The following is a 23619-nucleotide window of genomic DNA, read 5'->3' on the forward strand; positions in this document are numbered from 1 at the left end:
GACGGAGCGATTAGCCGCCGTACACATTGAAATCGAAGTACTTTTTCGCCAGCTTGTCATAGGTACCGTCAGCGCGCATTTCCGCAAACGCTTTGTTCAGCGCTTCACGCAGCTCGTTGTCTTCTTTGCGCAGGCCCATTCCGGTGCCTACACCAAACAACTTCACATCCTTAATGGACGGGCCGCCGAACTTGTAATCTTTACCCACCGGCGTTTTCAGGAAGCCTTCGCTTGCCGCGACTTCATCCTGGAATGCCGCATCAATACGGCCTGCCGTCAGGTCTGCGTAAATATTTTCCTGGCCCTGATAGGAGACGATTTCAATCCCCTTCGGCGCCCAGTGTTCGTTACCGTAGGTTTCCTGCGTGGTGCCCTGCAGCACGCCCACGCGTTTCCCCTTCAGCGACTCGAGGGTCGGTTGAATGTCTGAAGACTTTGCCACCACCAGACGTGAATCGGCCGCATAGAGCTTGTCGGTGAAGGCAATCTCCTGCTGGCGTTTCTCGGTAATGGAAAGCGAGGACATAATCACGTCGATTTTTTTGGCTTTCAGGGAAGGGATCAGCGCATCCAGCGGGTTTTCTACATAAGTACACTGCGCTTTGATGCGTTTGCACAGCTCATTGGCCAAATCGATGTCAAAACCCACCAGTTCACCCTTTGAATTCTTCGATTCAAACGGCGCATAGGTTGGATCAGTACCAATACGGATTTTCTGCGGAATGGCTGCGAATGCCGCGGTGGCGCTGGAAAAGGCCAGCACGAGGGATAGTGACAACACGAGTTTTTTCATATTTGTCCTCAACAAACTGTCTACATACGGTTTTTTTACGACGACGGGGTGGGGTTAATGTGCCATTAATCCCTGCTGTCAGGCAAAGAATAATGCCTTTCTGGCGGGATTTTTTGCATTATAAATGCTTAAGTATGCACACAGCGACCCAATATGGTGCACAGACTGCACCATATTGAATCATCCTCACCCGTGATGCACCACATCAGTGCATCACCGTGATGCGTTAGTCACCGTAGACGTTGAAGTCGAAGTATTTCTTCGCCAGTTTGTCGTAGGTACCGTCTTTGCGCAGCTCGGCAAACGCTTTGTCAAAGGCGGCTTTAAGCTCTTTATCGTCCTTGCGCAGGCCAATGCCGGTGCCGTCACCAAAGTATTTTTTGTCTTTCACGGACGGGCCCGCAAAGGCGTAGTCTTTACCTGCCGACTGCTTCAGGAACCCTTCGCTCGCGGCGACTTCATCCTGGAACGCGGCATCCAGACGGCCCGCCGCCAGGTCAGAGTAGATCAGATCCTGGTTCTGGTAAGCCACCACGTCGACGCCCTTCTCGCGCCAGTTGGCATTGGCGTAACCTTCCTGGGTCGAGCCCTGGAGTACGCCAACGTGCTTGCCTTTCAGCGAGTCGATGGTCGGTTGAATCGGGGAACCTTTCGCGGCAATCAGACGCGAATCCGCAGCGTAGAGCTTGTCAGAGAACGCGATCTCCTGCTGACGCTTTTCGGTGATGGAGAGAGAAGAGATAATGGCGTCGATTTTCTTTGCCTTCAGCGACGGGATTAACGCGTCGAAGTCGCTGCCCACCCATGTGCATTTCACTTCCATACGTTTGCACATTTCATTTCCCAGATCGATGTCAAACCCCACGAAATCGCCCTTCGCATCCTTGGAAGAGAATGGCGCGTAGGTTGCGTCTGTACCGATACGAACCGTCTGTGGAAGCGCTGCGTAGCTACCTGCTGCTGCACTTAACCCCACCAGCAAAGACAGAGCCAGAACCGTCTTCTTCATACATTTACCCTCAAGTACCGTGATTTTATTATGTATTGTGTTGTGTGTTGTGTTGCAGGCTTCTCTTGCAGGTCTTATGCCACATTGCCGTCTGGTCAAAACTTCGACGTTAAATATGTTAATAAAACGTTGCGATATTGCCTTAATGGTGAAAGATAGCAGGTCTGCCGAACGAACCGGAAAGAGAAAAAGGGAAAAAGCGAATTAAATGTCGAGGATATGATCGCCGTTGCATAATTGCCCTGAAACAGGGCAACGTCTCTTTTCATGCACAGCATTTGTGCACAGAATCAGGCTCCCTGCCAGCGGGTGAAGAGATCTTCGGGCAGGTCGATGTCAAACTGATCCAGCACGCGATTGATGGTCTGATTAATCACATCGTCCAGCGACTGTGGTCGGTGATAGAACGCCGGTACCGGCGGCATGATCACCGCGCCCAGCTCGGCGGCCTGAGTCATTAAGCGCAGATGGCCCAGATGCAGCGGCGTTTCCCGCACGCAGAGCACCAACGGGCGACGCTCCTTCAGCACCACGTCCGCCGCGCGCGTCACCAGGGTGTCGGTATAGCTGTTCACAATCCCGGAGAGCGTTTTAATTGAGCAGGGCAGGATAACCATGCCGGCGGTTTTAAACGAGCCTGAGGAGATGCTGGCGGCGATATCGCGGGCATCGTGAACCACGTCTGCCAGTGCCTGGACATCGCGCAGGGAAAGATCCGTTTCAAGGGAGAGGGTTTGTCGCGCCGCCTGGCTCATCACCAGATGCGTTTCCACTTCTGCCACGTTACGCAAAACCTGTAGCAGGCGTACGCCGTAAATCGCGCCGCTGGCACCGCTGATGCCAATAATGAGTCGTTTCATGATTTCGCCCTTGCTGATTTCTGGGCTGACTGTGCAGGATTTTGCGGGGAGTTGCAAGTGAGGGCACGCGCCCTCACCTGCGAAGAGATCAACCTTCGTTGTGCATCTCTAAGCTTTCGAGATCGTTTTGCAGCTGAACGGCTTTCGCATCGTCATTGCGCAGCGAATCAAGATAGTCAAGGTACTGCTGGTCAACGTCTTTCGTCACGTAGACGCCGTTAAACACGGAGCATTCGAACTGCTGAATTTCCGGGTTCTCGGCGCGCACCGCGTCGATGAGATCGTTCAGATCCTGGAAAATCAGGCCGTCGGCACCGATGATCTGGCGAATTTCGTCCACTTCGCGACCGTGAGCAATCAGCTCGTTGGCAGTTGGCATATCGATGCCGTACACGTTCGGGAAGCGAATTTCCGGCGCGGCAGATGCCAGGTAGACTTTCTTCGCACCCGCTTCGCGCGCCATCTCGATAATCTGCTCAGAGGTGGTGCCGCGAACGATGGAGTCATCCACCAGCAGAACGTTCTTGTCGCGGAATTCCGCGCGGTTGGCGTTCAGCTTACGGCGCACGGACTTACGGCGCAGATGCTGGCCCGGCATGATAAAGGTGCGGCCAACGTAGCGGTTCTTCACGAAGCCCTGACGGTATGGCTTTTCCAGAATACGGGCAATTTCCAGGGCGATATCGCAGGAGGTTTCCGGGATAGGAATAACCACGTCGATGTCGAGATCGTCCCACTCGCGGGCAATCTTCTCGCCGAGCTTCGTGCCCATGTTCACGCGCGCACTGTATACGGAGATTTTGTCGATGAACGAATCCGGACGGGCGAAGTAGACGTATTCAAACAGGCACGGGTTGCTGACCGGGTTGTCAGCACACTGGCGGGTAAACAGCTGGCCCTTCTCAGTGATATAGACCGCTTCGCCCGGCGCAACGTCGCGCAGGAATTCGAAGCCCAGGGTATCCAGCGCCACGCTCTCAGAGGCAACCATATATTCGGTACGGCCATCGCCAAGGTCGCGCTTACCCAGCACCAGCGGACGAATGCCGTTTGGATCGCGGAAGGCAACCATACCGTGACCGATGATCATCGCCACGCAGGCGTACGCACCGCGGATCTGGCGGTTGGTCGCAGCAATGGCAGCGAAGATATTGTCTGCTTCCAGCGGGTAATGACGGAAGTTATCCAGCTCGCTGGCGAACACATTGAGCAGGATTTCTGAATCAGAGGTGGTGTTAATGTGGCGACGTTTCTCTTCGAACAGCTTCTTACGCAGCTCATGGGCGTTGGTCAGGTTGCCGTTATGGGCAAGCGTGATGCCATACGGTGAGTTGACGTAGAAAGGCTGTGCCTCAGAGGCGCTGGAACTGCCAGCAGTAGGATAACGAACGTGACCGATCCCCATATTACCTTGCAGACGCTGCATATGGCGGGCTTCAAACACATCGTTTACCAGGCCATTCGCCTTACGTAAACGGAAGCAGTTGTTTGCATCAATGGTGATGATACCCGCAGCATCCTGCCCACGGTGCTGAAGCACCGTTAACGCGTCATAAATCGACTGGTTTACCGGCATGAAACCGGCGATACCGACAATACCGCACATTCGTCTTTTCCTCGTTAAGCCACATCTCAGGGTTTATGCCCTGGGCAAAAAACTCGACGAGCTTTGCAGATAGTCAAAGAACCATCTGATGATGAAGCTGAACTCCGGAATGAGCTGCGATTTCTGCCAGTCTTCACTTTTGGAGAACCCGGTGAAGGTATCCAGGAAGAACAGGATCGCGGCCACAATCAGCACGCCTCGCAACGCCCCGAAACAGATCCCGAGTACCCTGTCCGTTCCTGACAGACCGGTTTTCTCGACCAGCTGACCTATCACATAATTTACGATAGCGCCGACAATCAGCGTCGCAATAAACAGCACCGCGATGGCGATTCCATTTCGGACCAGTTCATCTTCAAAGCCCGTGAACCAGACAGACAGGTAAGTGTAGTAATGACTGGCGACAAAGAAAGCACAGCCCCATGTCACCAGCGATAACGCTTCACGAACAAAGCCACGGATCAGGCTAACCAGACAGGAAAAACCAATCACCGCAATGATGGCGTAATCAATCCAGACCATATGTGTCCCACGATTAAACGCCCTGTCATCCAGTTCGGGGCGAATTCTAACAGAAAAAGAAAACGTTTGCGTAGGGATTTCCTTCCCGCGCGTAAATAAAAAAGGCGCTGAAAAAATGTTCAACGCCCCTCACCCTAACCCTCTCCCCAAAGGGGAGAGGGGACGGTACGATGCAGTATGATACAAACGCGCTCAATGCGACTTTCACCCTCTCCCCTTTGGGGAGAGGGCCGGGGTGAGGGATAGATCTTATCAGTTCGCGCTGTAGCTCATCACCACACCGCTCAGCCCGGAGATCTGCTTCAGCTCGCCGAGCGACCCCTTCAGCTTGTCTTTCGACGCTTCCGGCCCCACGAGAATACGGGTAATTTTACCCTGCACCGGCGTGGAAGGTGAAGTGTAAACGCGATATCCCGCGCTGCGCAGTTTACCGACAACCTCGTTGACTTTATCGGCGTTTTTCAGCGCCCCCAGCTGCACAACGTAGGCTTTGCCGGTCGGGGCCGCGTCTTGCTTCGCCGGCGGTGGGGTTTCAGACGCGGCAGCCAGCTGCTCTGCCGCTTTATCCCGCTGTGGCTGTTGCTGTGGTTTCGGCTGCGGTTTCTCTACCGGCTTCGGTTTTTCAACAGGCTTAGGCTTCTCTACCGGTACCGGATCGATCTCAATGTTGTTATTCGCCGCCAGACGCGACGGATCGAGTGACGGTGCAGCGGCATCGCCCGCGCGGACTTCTTCCGCCGCCCCTTCAGGCGGCTGAGCAGGCAGCGCCTGCGTCGCCGCAGGCAGCATATCCGGCTCATCGCGGTCGCCCGGCTTCGGCACCAGCGGAATGGCTGCAAACTCGTCCTGATAATGTTTTTTCTGCCCGTCGAGCAGCCCGGGAAGAATAATTACCCCGAGCGCGACCAGCACAATGGTTCCTGTTAAACGGTTCTGAAACTTACTCGCCACCGGTTCTCCCCGCGTCCATCACTTCCATGACATGTGCCACCGTGTGGAAAGAGCCACACACCAGCACGGTATCTTCTGGTTTAGCCTCCGCCATCGCGGCATGCCAGGCCTGCGCCACGCTACTGTAGATTGCGCCTTTGCCGAGATGTTCCATCAGCTGCTCAGCGGTCGCGCCGCGCGGCCCCTCCAGAGGAGCACAATACCAGCTATCGACCACACTCTCCATGCAGGCCAGCGTCCCGCCGATATCTTTATCATGAAGCATACCGATAACCGCCAGCACGCGCCCGGTTTTTGGTAACGATTTGAGACGTCCTGCGAGATACGCCGCCGCATGCGGGTTGTGCGCCACGTCCAGGATCAGACGCGGTGACTCGCTGACGATCTGGAAACGCCCCGGCAGAATTGCGCTCTGAATACCGTCGCGGATAGCCTGCTCGCTGACAGCTAATCCGCTGGCGCGCAGTGCCGCCAGCGCGGTTGCCGCGTTAGGCTGTGGTACCTGCGGCAGCGGCAGGTTATCCAGCGCGCCCTGCGCATCGCTGAAGCGCCAGCCGTTGTCCTGTACCTCATACTGCCAGTCAACGCCGCGGCGCAGGAGCCGTGCGCCCTTCTCATTTGCTACATCAGCGATGGTGTGCGGCATGTCCGGCTCGCCGACCACGGCAGGCTTATTCGTGCGGAAAATACCGGCCTTCTCACGGCCGATACTTTCGCGATCGGGGCCAAGCCAGTCGGTATGATCCAGCGCGATGCTGGTGACCACCGCAACATCGGCATCCACCATATTGGTGGCATCAAGACGCCCACCGAGACCCACTTCCAGAATTACCACGTCCAGTTGCGCCTGTTTAAACAGCCACAGCGCCGACAGGGTACCGTATTCGAAATAGGTTAATGAGGTTTCCCCGCGCGCAGCTTCGATAGCCGCGAACGACGCCGTATGGGCAGATTCCGCCAGCTCGCTGTTTTGCACGCGAACGCGCTCGGTGTAACGCACCAGATGCGGGGAGCTGTAGACGCCAACTTTGTAACCCGCCGCCATCAGGACAGATTCCAGCGTGCGGCAGGTGGTGCCTTTACCGTTAGTGCCGGCTACGGTAAACACGAAAGGCGCCGGTTTCAGCACGTCGAGACGCGCGGCAACCTGACTTACGCGATCAAGCCCCATATCGATGGTTTTACTGTGCAGGTTTTCCAGATAAGAAAGCCACGCGGCCAGGGGCGACGTGGCTTGGAGAATGCTTTTATTTTCCATAATGCCCGGTTGTCATTAACAGGTTATAAAGCAAAAGGGCAGCGCCATCTGGCCCTGCCCTTTTCAGTTATCAGGCCTCGGGTTCCTGATCCGGTACCACCACGCCTTCGCGCGGCTCATCCGGGTTCGGCGCTGGCAGATTCATCAGCTTCGCCAGAATGCTGGCCAGTTTCAGGCGCATTTCAGGGCGGCGGACGATCATGTCGATAGCGCCTTTCTCAATGAGGAACTCACTGCGCTGGAAGCCAGGCGGCAGCTTTTCACGAACGGTCTGCTCGATGACGCGAGGACCGGCAAAGCCGATCAGTGCTTTTGGCTCAGCGATGTTCAGGTCGCCCAGCATCGCGAAGCTTGCAGAGACGCCACCCATGGTTGGGTCAGTCAGCACGGAGATGTACGGCAGACCGCGCTCCTGCATTTTCGCCAGCGCTGCAGAGGTTTTCGCCATCTGCATCAAGGACATCAGCGCTTCCTGCATACGTGCACCACCAGAGGCAGAGAAGCAGATCAGCGGACAGTTGTCTTCCAGCGCCTGCTCAACGGCACGCACAAAGCGCGCGCCCACCACGGAGCCCATAGAGCCGCCCATAAAGGAGAACTCAAACGCAGCGGCAACAACCGGCATCTCATGCAGGGTGCCTTTCATGACGATCAGCGCGTCTTTCTCGCCGGTCTCTTTCTGTGCAGAGGCCAGACGATCTTTGTATTTTTTGGAATCGCGGAACTTGAGCACATCTTTTGGCTCCAGTTCACTGCCCAGTTCTACCAGAGAACCTTCGTCCAGCAGGCTATGCAGGCGGTTGCGCGCCGACATACGCATATGGTGGTCGCACTTCGGACACACCTCAAGATTGCGTTCCAGCTCTGCACGGTACAGAACCTGGCCGCAGCTATCACACTTCGTCCATACCCCTTCAGGAATGCTCGCTTTGCGCGTCGGGGTAATGTTGCTTTTAATTCGTTCAATCCAGCTCATTGATAACCTTTCTGCCTGAACCTGGTCGTATGCCAGTTTTGCTATAAGAGGCGAATAATGCCATTTTTGCCTCCAACAGACCATGAATGTTGCACATTAAAACATAACAGCCCGAAACTTTGGATAAAAAAGTGGTCGAACCGCCAGTGTGCATTTACTTCGCTTGTTTTGCCGCCGCACGTTTGTGACGAATGATTTCGATAACGCCCGGCAGAACGGAAAGCACAATAATCGCTACAATCAGTAACTTAAGGTTTTCCTGAACTACCGGCAAATCGCCAAACAGGTACCCTGCATAGGTAAACAGTAGCACCCACAGCAGCGCGCCTGCGACGTTATACATTGCAAAATGACGATAGGACATATGCCCCATTCCCGCCACAAACGGTGCAAATGTGCGCACAATAGGCACAAAACGCGCAAGGATAATGGTTTTTCCACCATGACGTTCATAGAAGGCATGGGTCTTGTCTAAATAGCTGCGGCGGAAAATTTTCGAATCAGGATTGCTGAACAATCGCTCACCGAACACCCTGCCAATCGTATAGTTGACCGCATCACCGACAATCGCGGCGATCACCATCAATACCACCATCAGATGCACGTTCAAATCATTGGTGGGCAACGCCGATAACGCGCCGGCTACAAACAGCAGCGAGTCGCCAGGCAGGAACGGCGTAACGACCAGCCCGGTTTCACAGAACAGAATGAGGAACAGAATGGCGTAAACCCAGACGCCGTACTGCGCCACCAGCTCCGCCAGGTGAACATCAATATGCAGAATGAAATCAATCAGAAAACGTATTACGTCCATATTGTCTAAGCCTTAATTGCACCTTTGTTTAGTCCGCTAAAAACAGCGGGCCCATTGGCGATTTTGGCAGGTCAAACCGATCCGGATAGTCTACCGAGACCAGATACAGTCCTTCCGCTTTCGCCGTGGCTGCCGCAAGCGTTCTGTCCTTCGCTGCCAGCAGGTCTGCAATCCAGCTCTCCGGCTGGTGTCCGGCACCCACTTCCATCAGGCTGCCTACAATATTCCGCACCATATGATGTACAAAGGCATTGGCTTTGATATCCACCACCACATACGCGCCAAAACGACTGACGTTAATGTGCATGACGTTACGCCACGGCGTGCGGGACTGACACTGCACCGCACGAAACGACGTAAAGTCATTTTCACCAATCAGACACTGCGCCGCGCGATGCATGCGTTCTGCATCGAGCGGTTCATAAAAATGCGTCACGCCCTGGCTTAACACCGCCGGGCGCAGACGCTGGTTGTAAATGACATAACGATAGCGACGCGCCGTCGCGCTGAAGCGCGCGTGAAAATCATCCGGCACAGCTTTCACCCAACGCACCGCGATGTCACCAGGCAAATTCGCATTTACACCCAGCGTCCAGGCAGCATCCTTACGCACGGCGGTGGTTTCAAAGTGCACCACCTGCCCCGTGCCGTGAACACCCGCGTCCGTACGTCCCGCGCACAGGACGTTTATCGGCTCGTTTGCCACCTGAGAGAGCGCTTTCTCCAGCTTTTCCTGGACGCTGCGTACCTCATTCTGACGCTGCCAGCCATAGTATTTACTGCCGTCGTACTCAATACCGAGGGCAATTTTATGAACCGGCTTTTGTTCCACGTCTGACATCAGTACAGATACTCCTGCACCAGCTTCTCGGCGATCTTGACCGCCATCAGCGCGCCGCCGAAGCGAACGTTGTCCGCAACGGACCAGAACTGAACCTGCTCCGGCATACCGTAGTCGTTACGCACGCAGCCAACGGAGAGATGCGCGCTGCCGGTAGCGTCGCCCACCTGCGTCGGGAACTCGCTCTCTTCGGAAAGGACAATGTCTTCACCGCGGCCAAACGCATCGCGCGCTTCTTCTGCCGCGAGCGGGCGCAGCGCTTCAAAACCGACCATCTGCGCGTGGCCGTAGAAGACCGGCGACTGCACGACGCTGGCGGAAATCATCAGCCCCTCGTCCTGCAGAATCTTGCGCGCTTCGTCGACGAGACGGCGCTCTTCGCGCACGGAACCTTCACGATCCGGCAGCAGCGGCAGCATGTTGAATGCCAGCTGGCGACCGAAGAAATCGTCTTCGTCAATCGGGATGCCGTTCAGCAGCTTCGCGCTTTGCCCTGCCAGCGCGTCGACGGCCTTTTTGCCATTTGCCGAGGCGGACAGCAGGCTGGTCACGGTGATACGCGACAGGCCGCCATCGTCAATCAGCGGCTTCAGCGCGGTCAGCAGCTGGCTGGTCAGACTGTTCGGGACCGCGATGATATTGCGGTTACGGTAGTCAGCCAGCACAAACGGGTTGACGTCCGGAACCACCAGCGGCACGTCCGGCTCCAGGGAGAAGAGACCGCTCAGGTCGATCGCCAGACAGCCCGAATTGGTCGCATCTTCGATGTAAGACGCCGTCGCCTCAGCCCCCGCGGCAAAAAACGCCAGCTGCGCCTGAGTCCAGTCAAACTCTGCCGCGTCCTGAACCATGACGGATTTACCGCCAAAACGCAGATGCTCGCCCGCGCTGTCGGCACGCGCCAGAGCATAAATTTCTCCCACCGGGAACTGACGCTCAGCAAGGGTTTCGAGCAGGGCTTCACCCACGGCACCCGTGGCACCTAAAATGGCAATGTTCCAGCCTTCAGACATGGTGGTTTACTCCAGAAATAAAAAAGCGTCCCTGTCGGCGTATCCGACAGGGAGCATTAAGAAGACATTAATGCGCCGGGTGATGAACGGCGTTAAAACCCAGTTTCTTGAGCAGCGCCGCAGCCGTTGCGTCGTCGCACATCACATACAGGGAAGACCACTCGCGGCGCTCAACGTAGTTCTTGCGCAGCTTGTCAAATTCACCCGGGATCCCCGCCACCTTACGCAGCAGCGCGTCATCGCGGCGCACATCATACACTAAATGCACCAGCCTTTTCAGCGTTGCCTGATCGAGGGGACCGTGCAGCGTAATGCGGCCAAATTCAGGTGCGGGGAGTAAGGTATCCAGCGCTACCTGCTGCGGATGACCAATAAAGGCGCTATAGGCTTCAAACACCTGCGTCGTGCCGCGCGCTTTGCCTTCAAGCGTATATCCCGCGATATGCGCAGTGGCTACGTCAACCTTATTCAGCAGTTCAACGTTGAGATCCGGCTCCGGCTCCCAGACGTCCAGCACCACGCTGAGGTCTTGCCCTTCATCCAGACATTTCAGCAGCGCGGCATTATCCACCACCGGGCCACGGCAGGCATTTATCAGAATTGTGCCAGCCTTCAGGCGACGAATCAGCGCCTCGTCAGCCAGGTGCAGGGACTTATACGGCCCCTCTTTAAACAGCGGCGTGTGGAACGTCAGCACATCGCACTGCTCTACCAGCTCATCCAGCGCGCGGAAATCCTCGTCGTCGCCGTTGTCTTTACGCGGCGGATCGCACAGCAGCGTGCGGATCCCTAACGCTTCAAGGCGCTTTTGCAGGCGCCCGCCGACGTTACCCACGCCGACAATCCCCACGGTGCGGTCTTTCAGCGCAAAACCGTCGCGCTCGGCCAGCATCAGCAGCGAGGAGAAAACGTATTCCACAACGGCAATAGCATTACAGCCCGGCGCGGCAGAGAAGCCGATCCCCGCCTGCTTAAGCCACTTGTCATCCACATGATCGGTCCCCGCCGTTGCGGTCCCGACAAATTTCACCGTTTTGCCGGAGAGCAACGTCTCATTTACTTTGGTCACCGAGCGCACCATCAGGGCGTCTGCATCATCCAGTTCGTTGACCGGGATTGGGCGACCAGGGACAGCCTTAACGTCGCCAAGGCGGCTAAACAGCTCGCGGGCGTAAGGCATATTTTCATCAACGAGGATTTTCACGTCTGAGTACCTGTTTGAGAGGAAGAAAACCTGCCAAGTGTGCCATAATCTGGCCGCCAGGCATATACGTATACCTGGTTTACGCTGAGTTTTGACTTTAAGGATTTTTGACGATGCAGCCCATTTCAGGTACGCCGCCACGCCCTCCGGGTGAAGGCCCTGTCACGCCAAACGTTGCCGGTGAACAGCCGCTATCCACGCAACAGCGCACCGTGCTGGAGCGACTGATCACGCGCCTGATTGCGCTGACTTCACAACAAAATGCGGAAGTCTGGGCCGGGGTAAAGCATGACTTAGGCGTGAGGAACGACGCACCGCTGCAGTCGCGTCATTTCCCTGCCGCTGAGCAAAATCTCAACCAGCGTATTACGACCGCGCAGCAAAACCACACCACGCGTCAGATTGTCACACAGCTGACCGAGCTGCTGGGCCAGGGAAATAATCGTCAGGCTGTCAGTGACTTTATCCGTCAGCAGTATGGCCAGACCGCCCTGAGCCAGCTTACGCCAGACCAGCTTAAAACCGTGCTGACGCTGTTGCAGAACAATCAGTTGTCTATTCCGCAGCCTCAGGTGCGCCCGTCAACCGAGCGCCCGCTGCAGCCTGCCGAGCACAATACGCTGAACCAGATGGTAACCAAACTGGCTGCCGCTACCGGCGAGTCGACGAAGCTTATCTGGCAATCCATGCTTGAACTGTCCGGCGTGAAGGCGGGTGAGCTGATACCGGCCAGGCAGTTTACCCATCTGGTGACCTGGCTTCAGGCGCGCCAGACGCTCAGCACCCAGAGTGCCCCAACCCTGCATACCGTTCAGGCGGCGCTTAAACAGCCGCTGGAGCCGCACGAGTTCGAGGTGATTCGGGATTACGCCCAGCAGAACTGGCAGGCCACGCCGCAAACGGTGCTGACCACCGCGCAGGTGCAGGATCTGCTCAATCAAATCTTCGTTCGCCGCGCCGAGCGGGAAGGCGGCGTGCCGGAGGTAAGAAACGTTCAGCCGATCTATAGCCCGCTGTTTGCCCCCGTTGTGGAGACGTTCAGAACGCTCTCTGCCCGTCCGGGATTAATGTTTATTGCGTTATTGATTGCGCTGGCGATTTTCTGGCTGGTTGCCTGAGGATTTGCCCGGTGGCGCTACGCTTACCGGGCCTACAACGGCTCGAACCGTAGGCCGGGTAAGGCGCAGCCGCCACCCGGCGACAATAGTTAATTTCTGCGAAACGCCATCAGCGTCACCACGATCCCCACCACCGCAGAAACCGCGCCGGCCAGGAAGACGGACGGGTAGCCAAACGAGGTGGCTAACAGCCCGGCCAGCGGCCCGGTTACCCCGTATGAGATATCCTGAAACGCCGCGTAGCCGCCCAGCGCCGTACCGCGTACCTGCGGCGCCACGCGCTTCACCACCTCAACGCCCAGCGCCGGGAATATCAGCGAACAGCCGCAGCCGGTGAGCGCGGCACCAAGCAGCGCAACGGAGGCGACCGGCGCCTGCCAGAGCAGCACCAGCCCAATGGTTTCAATCACCAGCGACGCCACCGCCACCTTCACTCCGCCAAAGCGATCCGGCATCCAGCCGAACAGGACGCGCATCAGGACAAACGCGCCGCCAAAGGCAGTCAGCGTAAAGCCCGCCATCGCCCAGCCGCGGCTCATAAAATAGAGGGAAACGAAGGTACCAATCACCGCGAAGCCTACTCCCTGAAGCGCCAGCCCGAGCCCTGGCTGCCAGATTTGCCCCACCACACTCCACAGCGAAGGACGTTCGCCTTTATGGGCGGGCACCTTGCGTACCGAACCGTTAAAAACCCACGCCAGCAGCGGTAATACCATGGTGGTTGCTGCCAGTACCGCAAAACCAAACTGGCTGTGGATCAGCAAACCCAGCGGCGCGCCTGCAGCCAGTGCGCCATAAATCGCCATCCCGTTCCAGGACATCACTTTGCCGGAGCGCGCAGGCCCCACCAGCCCCATGCCCCAGGTCAGTGTGCCGGTCAGCAGTTGGCTTTCACCGAAGCCAAGGATTAAGCGCCCCGCCACCAGCAGCGCAAATTTATACGCGGCATCGACCGGCAGGAGAGCGGCCAGCAGCCACGCGCCGCCCGCCAGCCCGCAGGCGAACATCCCCTGCAACGCCGAGCGTTTTGCACCGTGCTGATCCGCCAGCCGTCCTGCGTAGCCGCGGGTTAATACCGTGGCTAAAAACTGAATGCCCACGGCAATGCCGACCATGGTGTTGCCATAGCCGAGTTCCTGATGAACGAACAGCGGGATCACCGGCAGCGGCAGGCCAACGGTCATATAGGTCAGAAATACCGCAAAGGCGATACGGAAAAGAGAAAGGTTCCCGGAAGGAGTGCCCTTCTCGGGGGTAACAGCCTTCATGCATAACTCCGTGTTCAGGCATAAAAAAAGGGAGCCTTCCGGCTCCCTTCTATTATACATTCAAACGCTTATGCTTTCAGCTTGCGCATAACCAGCGTGGCGTTGGTGCCGCCGAAGCCGAAGCTGTTGGACATCACGGTGGTCAGCGTCGCTTCCGTTGGTTTGGTCACGATGTTCAGGCCAGCCGCCTGCTCGTCCATCTCTTCGATGTTGATGCTTGGAGCGATAAAGCCGTTTTCCAGCATCAGCAGAGAGTAGATCGCTTCCTGCACGCCAGCCGCCCCCAGAGAGTGACCGGTCATGGCTTTGGTGGCAGAGATAGCCGGGCTGTTGTCGCCGAACACTTCACGGATTGCGCCCAGCTCTTTCACGTCGCCTACCGGAGTAGAGGTACCGTGGGAGTTCAGGTAGTCGATTGGGGTATCAACGCCGTGCATCGCCATCTTCATGCAGCGCACCGCGCCTTCGCCGGACGGAGCAACCATGTCGGCGCCGTCGGACGTCGCTCCATAGCCCACGATCTCAGCGTAGATGTGCGCGCCGCGCGCCAGGGCATGCTCCAGCTCTTCAACCACAACCATACCGCCGCCGCCCGCGATGACGAAACCGTCACGGTGCGCGTCATAGGTACGGGAGGCTTTGTCTGGGGTCTCGTTGTACTTAGTGGACAGTGCGCCCATCGCGTCGAACTCACAGGCCATTTCCCAGCCCAGCTCTTCGCCACCGCCGGCAAATACGATGTCCTGTTTACCCAGTTGGATCTGCTCAACAGCATTACCGATACAGTGCGCGGAAGTCGCACACGCGGAGCTGATGGAGTAGTTCACACCGTGGATTTTGAACGGGGTCGCCAGGCACGCGGAAACCGCAGAACCCATGGCTTTAGTCACCACATACGGACCTACCGCTTTCAGACCACGCGGGCTGCGCATAGCGTCAGCACCGAATACCTGCGCTTTTGATGAGCCGCCGGAACCAGCAATCAGGCCCACGCGCGGGTTGTTCTGATAAACCTCTTCACTCAGGCCAGAATCTTTGATCGCTTCCTGCATGGAGAGATAAGCATAAATAGAGGCATCGTTCATGAAACGAACCACTTTACGGTCAATCAAACCGGTGGTGTCCAGTTTGACGTTACCCCATACGTGGCTACGCATACCTGAATCTTTAAACTCTTCAGAGAAAGTGATCCCGGAGCGTCCTTCACGCAGAGATGCCAGGACTTCCTGCTGGTTATTACCGATGCTGGAAACAATGCCCAGGCCAGTAATCACTGCACGTTTCATTCAATACCTCTGTAAGTCGCACTATAAAAAGTTTCGAGTCGCACAATAGCGTACACTTGTACGCCGAACAAGTCCGATCAGACATTTTCTGCGGAAATTTGCACCGATGGACTCACATCGTTAAGATCGTGCCACTGCCTGTCAGACGAGTAACTTACGTGAAACAAAACGCTATACAACCCGCCAACCTCGAATTTAACGCTGAGGGTACACCTGTTTCCCGAGATTTTGATGACGTCTATTTTTCTAATGATAACGGACTCGAAGAAACGCGCTATGTTTTCCTCGACGGAAACCAGCTCAGCACCCGCTTCCCGGTGCACCCACGGAGCCTGTTTGTGGTCGCGGAAAGCGGATTCGGCACCGGGCTGAATTTTTTAACCCTCTGGCAGGCGTTTGACCAGTTTCACGCTGCGCACCCTGAGGCTACGCTACAAAGATTACATTTCATCAGTTTCGAAAAATTCCCGCTCACCGCGCACGATCTGCGGCTCGCCCACCAGCGCTGGCCGGAGCTTGCAGCCTGGGCGGAGCAGCTTCAGGCGCAGTGGCCACCTCATATTGGCGGCTGCCACCGTCTGATTCTGGACGGCGGACGGGTGACGCTGGATTTATGGCTGGGCGACATTAACGACCTGACCGATACGCTCGACGACTCGATGAATCAGACGGTGGACGCGTGGTTCCTGGACGGCTTTGCGCCCGCCAAGAACCCGGACATGTGGGGCCAGCATCTGTTTAGCGCGATGGCGCGGCTGGCGCGTCCTGGCGCAACGCTCGCCACCTTCACCTCGGCAGGTTTTGTCCGCCGCGGGCTGCAGGAAGCGGGCTTTACCATGCAGAAGACCAAAGGCTTTGGCCGCAAGCGCGACATGCTGGTCGGCAGGATGGACCAGACGCTGGACATTCCCGCTCAGGCGCCCTGGTTTGCGCGCAGCGCCAGCGCATCGCGCGAAGTGGCGATCGTTGGCGGAGGGATCGCCAGCGCCCTGCTCTCTCTCGCGCTGCTGCACCGGGGCTGGCAGGTGACGCTCTACTGTGCTGACGAGGCGCCGGCCAGCGGCGCGTCCGGTAACCGCCAGGGGGCACTCTACCCGCTTTTAAGCGCGCACGACCCGGCCCTGTTCCAGTTTTTCCCCGCGGCCTTTACCTTCGCCCGTCGCCTGTACGACGCGCTGCCGGTAGCATTTGACCATGACTGGTGCGGCGTGACGCAGCTCGGCTGGGATGAGAAGAGCCAGCAAAAAATCGCACAGATGCTGTCGCTGGGTCTGCCGGAGGAGATTGCCCGCGCGGTCAGTGCGCAAGAGGTGGGGGACGCCGCTGGCGTGGTCACCGGCTGTGGCGGCATTCAGTATCCGCTCGGCGGCTGGCTGTGCCCGGCTGAACTGACCGCGGCGGCAATGACCCTTGCGCAGTCACGCGGGATGATGGTGCATTATGCTCATAAGGTTGAATCGCTTAGCCGAAGAGAACACTGGAATCTGCGTTTTGCTGATGGCAAAGAGGCACAGCATGCCAGCGTAGTGCTGGCAAACGGGCACCACATTAGCCAGTTTATCCAGACGGAGACGTTGCCGGTCTATCCGGTCGGCGGCCAGGTGAGCCATATCCCGACCGCGCCCGAACTGAGCAAGCTTCGTCAGGTACTGTGCTATGACGGCTATCTGACGCCGCAAAATCCGTCTAATGGTCATCACTGCATCGGCGCCAGCTATCATCGTGGCGAAACGGATATGCGCTACAGCGACGAGGATCAGCAGCAAAACCGTCAGCGCCTGATTGACTGCTTCCCGGATGCAGCGTGGGCGAAGGAGGTTGACGTCAGCGAGGGTGAAGCGCGCTGCGGCGTGCGCTGTGCCACACGCGATCATCTGCCGATGGCGGGAAACGTGCCGGACTACGACGCTACGCTTGAGGCCTATCAGGATCTTGCTGATAACCGAGATAAAGCGGTAAGCGCGCCGGTTTATCCGGAGCTGTATATGCTGGGTGGATTAGGGTCTCGCGGGCTATGTTCCGCACCGCTGCTGGCTGAAGTGTTAGCCGCGCAAATGAGCGACGAGCCGATTCCGCTGGACAGGGTTACGCTTGCGGGGCTGAATCCGAATCGCTTGTGGGTACGGAAACTGCTGAAGGGGAAGAAGGTTAAGTAGGGTGCGGTCGAATCCCCTCACCCTGACCCTCTCCCCAAAGGGGAGAGGGAAGAGCAGGCGGCGGCTTAGCGTTTAGCCTGCTGGAACAAATTGTCCCACATGCCCAGCACCAGAGACTGGTCGCGCGGAGAGAGCTCCCCGGCGAGAATGGCTTTTTCCAGGCTGCGAGTGACTTCAGCGTGAACGGCGTCGGCAGAGTGATCGTCACCCGCTTCCAGCTCGGCTACCGCGAGCGTCAGGTGACCACGCAGATAACCGCTGGCGAACAGCTCATCGTCACTGGCGTGTTCCACCATGTCATCAATTAACGCCAGAATGCGTGATTCAAATTCTGCGATCATCTTCTTTCCTCTGTTAAAGATCTTCCGGCCAAGGGAAGCATTCCGCCCCGATCTCCGGCGTGTGGTAATAATTCTGTAAGGCCTCGATCAAGCGTGCCGGACGCTCCGGGATGCCTTTCTCAAGATACTCCATCACCTGCGCGTGAACGCGGCGCTGGAAGACGATACGGTCTGGCTCGAAGTCGCCTTCGAGATTGTCACAGCTCACGTTGAACGGGAAGCCTGCCGCCACGCAGAACAGCCATTCCAGCGCCTGCGGCTTCACTTCCACATCTTCAAACTGGCCCTGCGTCGCAGCATCGCGCCCGTCCGGGCAGTACCAGTAACCGAAGTCCACCAGCTCGCGACGCGCTTTCCCCGCGATGCACCAGTGCGAAATCTCGTGCAAGCCGCTGGCGTAAAAGCCGTGGGCAAAGACGATGCGGTTATACGGAACCTCTGCATCAGCAGGAAGATAGATCGGTTCGTCGTCGCCTTTAATCAGACGGGTATTAAAATCATCAGCAAAACAGCCGTTAAAGATCTCAATCAGCTGTTCGTATTTATGCGTACTGTTCATTAGTGCATCCCCAACCAGGTGAGGATCTCCTGTCCATGGCTGTCATAAAGAAGTTTGGCGCTCATCACTGCCGAAACGATAACAATCATCGGGCGGATCAGCTTTTGCCCTTTGCTTAATACCAGGCGCGAGCCCGCGCGCGCGCCCAAAAACTGCCCTGCCATCATCACAAAGCCGGTTGCCCAGATAACCTTGCCGCCGATGATAAACAGCAGCAGGCCGCCGACGTTTGAGGTCGCGTTAAGCACCTTGGCGTGAGCGGTAGATTTGGCGAGGTTAAACCCGGCCAGCGTCACGAAAGCCAGCGCGTAAAATGAACCGGCACCCGGGCCAAAGAAACCGTCGTAAAAACCGACGCAGCCACCGGCAATCAGCGCAAACGGCAGGCCGTGCAGACGACGCTGCCTGTCTTCTTCACCGAGCTTCGGCATCAGTAAGAAATACAGGCCAATGCAGATAACCAGAACCGGCAGGATCTGGCGCAAAATATCGGACTGCACGTGCTGCACCAGCAGCGCGCCCGACGTGGAGCCGATAAAGGTCATCAAGATATTGAGCTTCTGATCGGCCAGGCTCACCACCTTACGGCGGATAAAATAGAGCGACGCGGAGAGCGAGCCGCCGCAGGCCTGAAGCTTGTTGGTGGCAAGCGCCTGTGCCGGGCTCATACCCGCCGCCAGCAGCGCGGGCACGGTTAACAGCCCGCCGCCGCCCGCGAGCGCATCGATAAAACCGGCCAGCATGGCCACGAAGAACAGCACCACCAGCAGCAGCGGTGACACCATAAACAGATCGACGAAATTATCCATTAAAGTACATGCTCATCCAGTAGCGCCTGGCAGGAAGGCGGCAACGGAGGCGGTGTCTTCTTCTCAGGCTTAGAGGTTCCAGGTTTTGCTGGCTCAAACCAGCTTTGCAGTTCCGCACCACAGCCATCGCCTGGCGGAGGTAAGGGCTGATCTTCACATTCCAGGCTGTTCGCCGGGCAGCGCAGACGAACGTGCATATGCGCACGATGCTGGAACCACGGGCGCACTTTGCGCAGCCAGTCGCGGTCGGTTCCCGCATCCAGACAGAGCTGCTGCTTGATGGCAGGGTTGACGAAAATCCGCGTCACGTCGTTATCTTCTGCCGCCAGCTTGATCATGCTGGAAATCTCCGGTGACCATCGGGAAGCAACGACCCGTTTGCCGTCGCCCGACACCAGATCCAGCGCCTGCGGTTTCAGCAGTTGCGCAGACGTCCAGCGCGTTTTCGGCAGCTGCAGGAAGATATCGACATCCAGTCCGGTCTGGTGGCTGGCGTGCCCACCGTTAAAGCGGCCCCCGGCAGGCATCCCCATGTCGCCAATCAGCATCGTCCCCAGCCCCAGGTTATGCACCTGGTTCCCCAGTCGCTGAATGAACAGCACCAGGTCAGGATGGCCGAAGTAACGACGCTGGTCGGTACGCATCACCTGATACGTATCCGATTGCAGCGGCAGCTCCTGCGCGCCCACGATACAGCCGTTAGAGAAGGCGCCGATGGACTGCGCGCTTCCCGCCACCGGATGGGTGATTTTTTGCCACGGCGTGGCGGCCAGACTGGCTCCACTGGCGAGCAGCGCCAGCAGAGCAATTGCGGTTTTTTTCATGTTTACCAGCGTGGAATGGTGGTCGTCACGTCCGCATTTTGCGCGCGCTGGCGCAGGAAGTGATCCATCAGCACGATCGCCAGCATCGCTTCCGCGATCGGCACCGCGCGGATCCCCACGCACGGATCGTGACGTCCTTTGGTGATCATCTCAACTTCTTCGCCTGAGCGGTTAATCGTGTGGCCCGGCACGGTGATGCTGGAGGTCGGCTTCAGCGCGATGTTGGCAATAATCTGCTGCCCGCTGCTGATCCCGCCCAGAATGCCGCCCGCATGGTTGCTCTGGAAGCCCGCCTTCGTGATTTCGTCGCGGTTCTGGCTGCCGCGAAGCGCCACCACGTCGAAGCCGTCGCCAATCTCAACGCCCTTCACCGCGTTGATGCTCATCAGCGCGTGGGCGATGTCAGCGTCGAGACGGTCAAATACCGGCTCGCCCCAGCCCGCCGGAACGCCGTCAGCCATCACGGTGACTTTCGCACCGATGGAGTCGCCCTCTTTTTTAAGGCCGCGCATCAGTTCGTCCAGCGCTTCAAGCTTGTCCGCATCGGCGCAGAAGAACGGATTCTGCTCGACCTGATCCCAGTCTTTGATCGCCAGTGGAATGTCACCCATCTGGGTCAGACAGCCGCGGATAACGATGCCAAATTTCTGCTGCAGGTATTTCTTGGCAATCGCCCCTGCCGCCACGCGCATCGCGGTTTCACGCGCGGAAGAGCGTCCGCCACCACGATAGTCGCGGATGCCGTACTTTTGTTCGTAGGTGTAGTCGGCGTGGCCCGGACGGAAGACGTCTTTAATCGCGCCGTAGTCCTGAGAACGCTGATCGGTGTTTTCAATCAGCAGACCGATGCTGGTCCCGGTGGTGCGGCCTTCAAAGACGCCAGAGAGAATTTTGACCTGGTCCGGCTCGCGACGCTGCGTGGTGTAGCGGGAGGTACCCGGACGACGGCGGTCAAGGTCGTGCTGTAAATCGGCTTCGGTCAGTTCGATGCCTGGCGGTACGCCATCAACGATACAGCCCAGCGCCAGCCCGTGCGACTCGCCAAAGGTGGTCACGCGGAATAACTGTCCAATACTGTTTCCTGCCATCACGGCTCCGATGTTGTTGTTTGTGTTTGAGCGTTGTGAAACGGGCCGAAGCCCGCGGGATTAATCTTTATAAATGCTGAAGTGTTCGCGCGCGTCGAGCAGCTGCGCTTTGGTCAGCATAAAGACGCCGTCACCGCCGTTGTCGAACTCAAGCCAGGTGAACGGCACATCCGGGTACTGCTCTATCAGATGTACCATGCTGTTGCCCACTTCACAAATCAGAACGCCGTCATCGGTCAGGTAATCCGGCGCGCAGGCCAGAATGCGGCGGGTCAGCTTCAGGCCGTCAGAGCCTGACGCCAGACCCAGCTCCGGCTCGTGACGATATTCGTTCGGCAGATCGGACATGTCTTCCGCATCGACGTAAGGCGGGTTAGTGACGATCAGATCGTACTGCAGGGTCGGCAGGTCGCGGAACAGGTCAGAGCGGATCGGCGTGACGTGATGGATCAGGCCGTGCTCTTCGATGTTGTGTTCGGTCACGGCCAGCGCGTCGGTAGAGATATCGACGGCGTCCACTTCAGCTTCCGGGAAGGCGTAGGCGCAGGCAATCGCGATGCAGCCGCTGCCGGTGCACATATCGAGAATGTGCTGAGGCTGATGGCCGATCAGGCCGTCAAAGTGGTTGTTGATCAGCTCACCAATCGGCGAACGCGGTACCAGCACGCGTTCATCGACGTAAAACTCGTGGCCGCAGAACCAGGCTTTGTTGGTCAGGTAGGCGACCGGAATGCGCTCGTTTACGCGGCGGATCACGCGCTCAACGATGCGGTGTTTTTCGCTGGAGGTCAGGCGCGCGGTGTGCATGTCTTCCGGAATGTCCAGCGGCAGGTAAAGAGACGGCAGCACCAGCTGAACGGCCTCGTCCCACGGGTTGTCGGTACCGTGACCGTACCAGATATTAGCGGCGCTGAAGCGGCTAACCGACCAGCGCAACATGTCCTGTATGGTATGCAGCTCGTTTACTGCTTCATCGACAAATATTTTATCCACTCTTTCCTCCAGGGCATGCTCGCATAATTTTCGGCGGCTAGTTTGCCATGAAGACGGCGATAAATCAGCAATGACGCGTACCGCTTGAGGTTAAAAAATGCGTTTAGTCGGGTACACTATCGGAAATACGAGATGAGAATGACGAATGAAAAAGAAAACATCGCTCAGCGAGGAGGATCAGGCTCTCTTCCGCCAGCTGATGACCGGGACGCGTAAAATCGCGCAGGACACGATTGTCCACCGCCCGCAGCGTAAAAAAATCAGCGAAGTACCGGTCAAACGGCTGCTGCAGGAGCAGGCGGATAACAGCCACTATTTTTCAGATGAATTTCAGCCGCTGCTCAATACGCAAGGGGCTGTGAAGTACGTGCGCGAAGACGTCAGCCATTTTGAGCTGAAAAAGTTACGCCGGGGAGATTATTCGCCGGAGCTGTTTCTCGATCTGCACGGTTTAACGCAGATGCAGGCGAAACAGGAGTTGGGCGCGTTGATTGCCGCCTGTCGCCGCGAACACGTTTTTTGCGCTTGCGTGATGCACGGCCACGGTAAACATATTCTGAAGCAACAGACGCCGCTGTGGCTGGCTCAGCACCCACACGTGATGGCGTTTCATCAGGCACCGAAAGAGTACGGCGGAGATGCCGCATTGCTGGTCTTGATTGAAGTTGAGGAGTGGCAGCCGCCAGAGTTACCCTGACAGAAGGGCGGGAAACACGTAGTACCCCGCCCTGTCACACGTCACGTCAGATCGCTTTTGCCATCTTCAGGTTGCACGGACTCATTTGCCAGTTGAAGACCCCTTTGCCGGTTTCGTCGAGGGTGACGTTGGCAATGGCGGAAGTGGTGAACATTGGCGGCGTTTCGCCCGGGCACAGCTCAGATACCAGATAGCCGACCAGCGGCAGGTGGGAAATGACCAGTGCGGAAGCGACACCTTCGTTGCACAGCGCCTGAAGATAAGCGCTGACAAGGCCGACATCACCGCATGGCGTCAGTTCGGGTAAAACATCCACACTGGATGGCAGGTTCATACACTCCCCCACCACGTCCAGCGTCTGTTCTGCCCGCAGGAACGGACTCACCAGAACGCGTTCAATGTCCACTTTTTGACCTTTAAGCCATGTAGCCATCTGACGGGATTCGTCGCAGCCACAGACGGTTAAAGGACGTACTGAGTCACTGGCGGCATCGAGTGCCGCGTCGCCGTGACGCATGATAAAAACTTGCATATTGCACCGCTTTTGTTAACCAGAATCACCGGCGTTAACTACCCGCGATTAATGCTCTGAGGTAGAAAACCCGATGGCCGGGCATTGTGCCTGATCCATTC

General features: G+C 57.3%; 24 protein-coding genes. 3 read left to right on the forward strand and 21 right to left on the reverse strand.

All coding sequences use genetic code 11. From position 1 onward, the window contains the following. Positions 1 to 10: 10 nt before the first annotated feature. From hisJ to pdxB, 12 genes are all read right to left on the reverse strand, one after another. Positions 11 to 793: a histidine ABC transporter substrate-binding protein HisJ gene (gene hisJ / locus HBM95_16005; protein NIH44432.1), complete on the reverse strand. Its 783-nt coding sequence runs from the start codon at positions 791 to 793 to the stop codon at positions 11 to 13. A 226-nt stretch (positions 794 to 1019) separates the two neighbouring features. Beyond that, positions 1020 to 1802 carry a lysine/arginine/ornithine ABC transporter substrate-binding protein ArgT gene (gene argT, locus HBM95_16010; protein NIH44433.1) on the reverse strand — a complete coding sequence of 261 codons (783 nt, stop codon included), beginning with the start codon at positions 1800 to 1802 and terminating at the stop codon, positions 1020 to 1022. Positions 1803 to 2092: 290 nt separating this feature from the next. Beyond that, positions 2093 to 2662: a UbiX family flavin prenyltransferase gene (locus HBM95_16015; protein NIH44434.1), complete on the reverse strand. Its 570-nt coding sequence runs from the start codon at positions 2660 to 2662 to the stop codon at positions 2093 to 2095. An 88-nt stretch (positions 2663 to 2750) separates the two neighbouring features. After that, positions 2751 to 4268 (reverse strand): amidophosphoribosyltransferase, encoded by a 1518-nt coding sequence (gene purF, locus HBM95_16020; protein ID NIH44435.1) that lies wholly within the window; start codon positions 4266 to 4268, stop codon positions 2751 to 2753. A gap of 33 nt (positions 4269 to 4301) precedes the next feature. Beyond that, positions 4302 to 4790 (reverse strand): colicin V production protein, encoded by a 489-nt coding sequence (gene cvpA, locus HBM95_16025; protein ID NIH44436.1) that lies wholly within the window; start codon positions 4788 to 4790, stop codon positions 4302 to 4304. A gap of 252 nt (positions 4791 to 5042) precedes the next feature. Then, the gene (gene dedD / locus HBM95_16030) at positions 5043 to 5741 is read right to left on the reverse strand and encodes a cell division protein DedD (GenBank protein ID NIH44437.1); all 699 of its coding nucleotides are present in this window, start codon (positions 5739 to 5741) and stop codon (positions 5043 to 5045) included. After that, positions 5731 to 6999, reverse strand: a complete 1269-nt coding sequence (gene folC, locus HBM95_16035) for a bifunctional tetrahydrofolate synthase/dihydrofolate synthase (protein NIH44438.1) — start codon at positions 6997 to 6999, stop codon at positions 5731 to 5733. The genes dedD and folC overlap by 11 nt, the downstream gene beginning before the upstream one ends. A gap of 70 nt (positions 7000 to 7069) precedes the next feature. Continuing rightward, positions 7070 to 7975 (reverse strand): acetyl-CoA carboxylase, carboxyltransferase subunit beta, encoded by a 906-nt coding sequence (gene accD / locus HBM95_16040; protein ID NIH44439.1) that lies wholly within the window; start codon positions 7973 to 7975, stop codon positions 7070 to 7072. A gap of 154 nt (positions 7976 to 8129) precedes the next feature. Next, complete coding sequence (locus tag HBM95_16045; protein NIH44440.1) at positions 8130 to 8789, reverse strand: DedA family protein; 660 nt, start codon at positions 8787 to 8789, stop codon at positions 8130 to 8132. 28 nt (positions 8790 to 8817) lie between these two features. Then, on the reverse strand, positions 8818 to 9630 hold the full coding sequence (gene truA / locus HBM95_16050; protein NIH44441.1) for a tRNA pseudouridine(38-40) synthase TruA: 813 nt from the start codon (positions 9628 to 9630) through the stop codon (positions 8818 to 8820). Then, positions 9630 to 10643, reverse strand: coding sequence for an aspartate-semialdehyde dehydrogenase (locus tag HBM95_16055; GenBank protein ID NIH44442.1), 1014 nt, complete (start codon positions 10641 to 10643; stop codon positions 9630 to 9632). Before HBM95_16055 ends, truA begins: the two co-directional genes overlap by 1 nt. A 67-nt stretch (positions 10644 to 10710) precedes the next feature. Continuing rightward, positions 10711 to 11847 carry a 4-phosphoerythronate dehydrogenase PdxB gene (pdxB, locus tag HBM95_16060; protein NIH44443.1) on the reverse strand — a complete coding sequence of 379 codons (1137 nt, stop codon included), beginning with the start codon at positions 11845 to 11847 and terminating at the stop codon, positions 10711 to 10713. Positions 11848 to 11960: 113 nt separating this feature from the next. Here pdxB and HBM95_16065 point away from each other — a divergent pair, with 113 nt between their 5' ends. After that, a complete protein-coding gene (locus HBM95_16065) occupies positions 11961 to 12965 on the forward strand; it encodes a flagella biosynthesis regulator Flk (protein NIH44444.1) in 1005 nt (334 codons plus the stop codon). Between the two features lie 89 nt (positions 12966 to 13054). On the opposite strand, the gene HBM95_16070 is transcribed toward HBM95_16065, so the two are convergent. Both HBM95_16070 and fabB read right to left on the reverse strand, forming a co-directional pair. Continuing rightward, entirely contained in the window at positions 13055 to 14233 is a 1179-nt protein-coding gene (locus HBM95_16070) for an MFS transporter (GenBank protein ID NIH44445.1), read from the reverse strand. Between the two features lie 68 nt (positions 14234 to 14301). Next, positions 14302 to 15519 (reverse strand): beta-ketoacyl-ACP synthase I, encoded by a 1218-nt coding sequence (fabB, locus tag HBM95_16075; GenBank protein NIH44446.1) that lies wholly within the window; start codon positions 15517 to 15519, stop codon positions 14302 to 14304. Positions 15520 to 15677: 158 nt separating this feature from the next. Here fabB and mnmC point away from each other — a divergent pair, with 158 nt between their 5' ends. Next, complete coding sequence (mnmC, locus tag HBM95_16080; GenBank protein NIH44447.1) at positions 15678 to 17675, forward strand: bifunctional tRNA (5-methylaminomethyl-2-thiouridine)(34)-methyltransferase MnmD/FAD-dependent 5-carboxymethylaminomethyl-2-thiouridine(34) oxidoreductase MnmC; 1998 nt, start codon at positions 15678 to 15680, stop codon at positions 17673 to 17675. A gap of 65 nt (positions 17676 to 17740) precedes the next feature. Here the strand turns inward: mnmC and HBM95_16085 are convergent, their stop codons facing one another. The 6 genes from HBM95_16085 to prmB are packed head-to-tail and all read right to left on the reverse strand — an operon-like array spanning position 17741 to position 22289. Then, positions 17741 to 18016, reverse strand: a complete 276-nt coding sequence (locus HBM95_16085) for a YfcL family protein (protein ID NIH44448.1) — start codon at positions 18014 to 18016, stop codon at positions 17741 to 17743. A 13-nt stretch (positions 18017 to 18029) separates the two neighbouring features. Next, entirely contained in the window at positions 18030 to 18575 is a 546-nt protein-coding gene (locus HBM95_16090; protein ID NIH44449.1) for an elongation factor P hydroxylase, read from the reverse strand. Further along, the gene (locus HBM95_16095; protein NIH44450.1) at positions 18575 to 19384 is read right to left on the reverse strand and encodes a TSUP family transporter; all 810 of its coding nucleotides are present in this window, start codon (positions 19382 to 19384) and stop codon (positions 18575 to 18577) included. The genes HBM95_16090 and HBM95_16095 overlap by 1 nt, the downstream gene beginning before the upstream one ends. Continuing rightward, positions 19384 to 20208: a penicillin-insensitive murein endopeptidase gene (gene mepA, locus HBM95_16100; GenBank protein ID NIH44451.1), complete on the reverse strand. Its 825-nt coding sequence runs from the start codon at positions 20206 to 20208 to the stop codon at positions 19384 to 19386. The genes HBM95_16095 and mepA overlap by 1 nt, the downstream gene beginning before the upstream one ends. A gap of 2 nt (positions 20209 to 20210) precedes the next feature. Next, positions 20211 to 21296 (reverse strand): chorismate synthase, encoded by a 1086-nt coding sequence (gene aroC / locus HBM95_16105; protein ID NIH44452.1) that lies wholly within the window; start codon positions 21294 to 21296, stop codon positions 20211 to 20213. 60 nt (positions 21297 to 21356) lie between these two features. Next, positions 21357 to 22289 carry a 50S ribosomal protein L3 N(5)-glutamine methyltransferase gene (gene prmB, locus HBM95_16110; protein ID NIH44453.1) on the reverse strand — a complete coding sequence of 311 codons (933 nt, stop codon included), beginning with the start codon at positions 22287 to 22289 and terminating at the stop codon, positions 21357 to 21359. 145 nt (positions 22290 to 22434) lie between these two features. Here prmB and smrB point away from each other — a divergent pair, with 145 nt between their 5' ends. Continuing rightward, positions 22435 to 22986, forward strand: a complete 552-nt coding sequence (gene smrB / locus HBM95_16115) for an endonuclease SmrB (GenBank protein ID NIH44454.1) — start codon at positions 22435 to 22437, stop codon at positions 22984 to 22986. A gap of 46 nt (positions 22987 to 23032) precedes the next feature. Here smrB and sixA read toward each other — a convergent pair whose 3' ends face one another. Further along, positions 23033 to 23518 carry a phosphohistidine phosphatase SixA gene (gene sixA / locus HBM95_16120; protein NIH44455.1) on the reverse strand — a complete coding sequence of 162 codons (486 nt, stop codon included), beginning with the start codon at positions 23516 to 23518 and terminating at the stop codon, positions 23033 to 23035. Positions 23519 to 23619 lie beyond the last annotated feature (101 nt).

This window comes from Enterobacter asburiae (assembly GCA_011754535.1).
GTDB lineage: Bacteria > Pseudomonadota > Gammaproteobacteria > Enterobacterales > Enterobacteriaceae > Enterobacter > Enterobacter cloacae_N.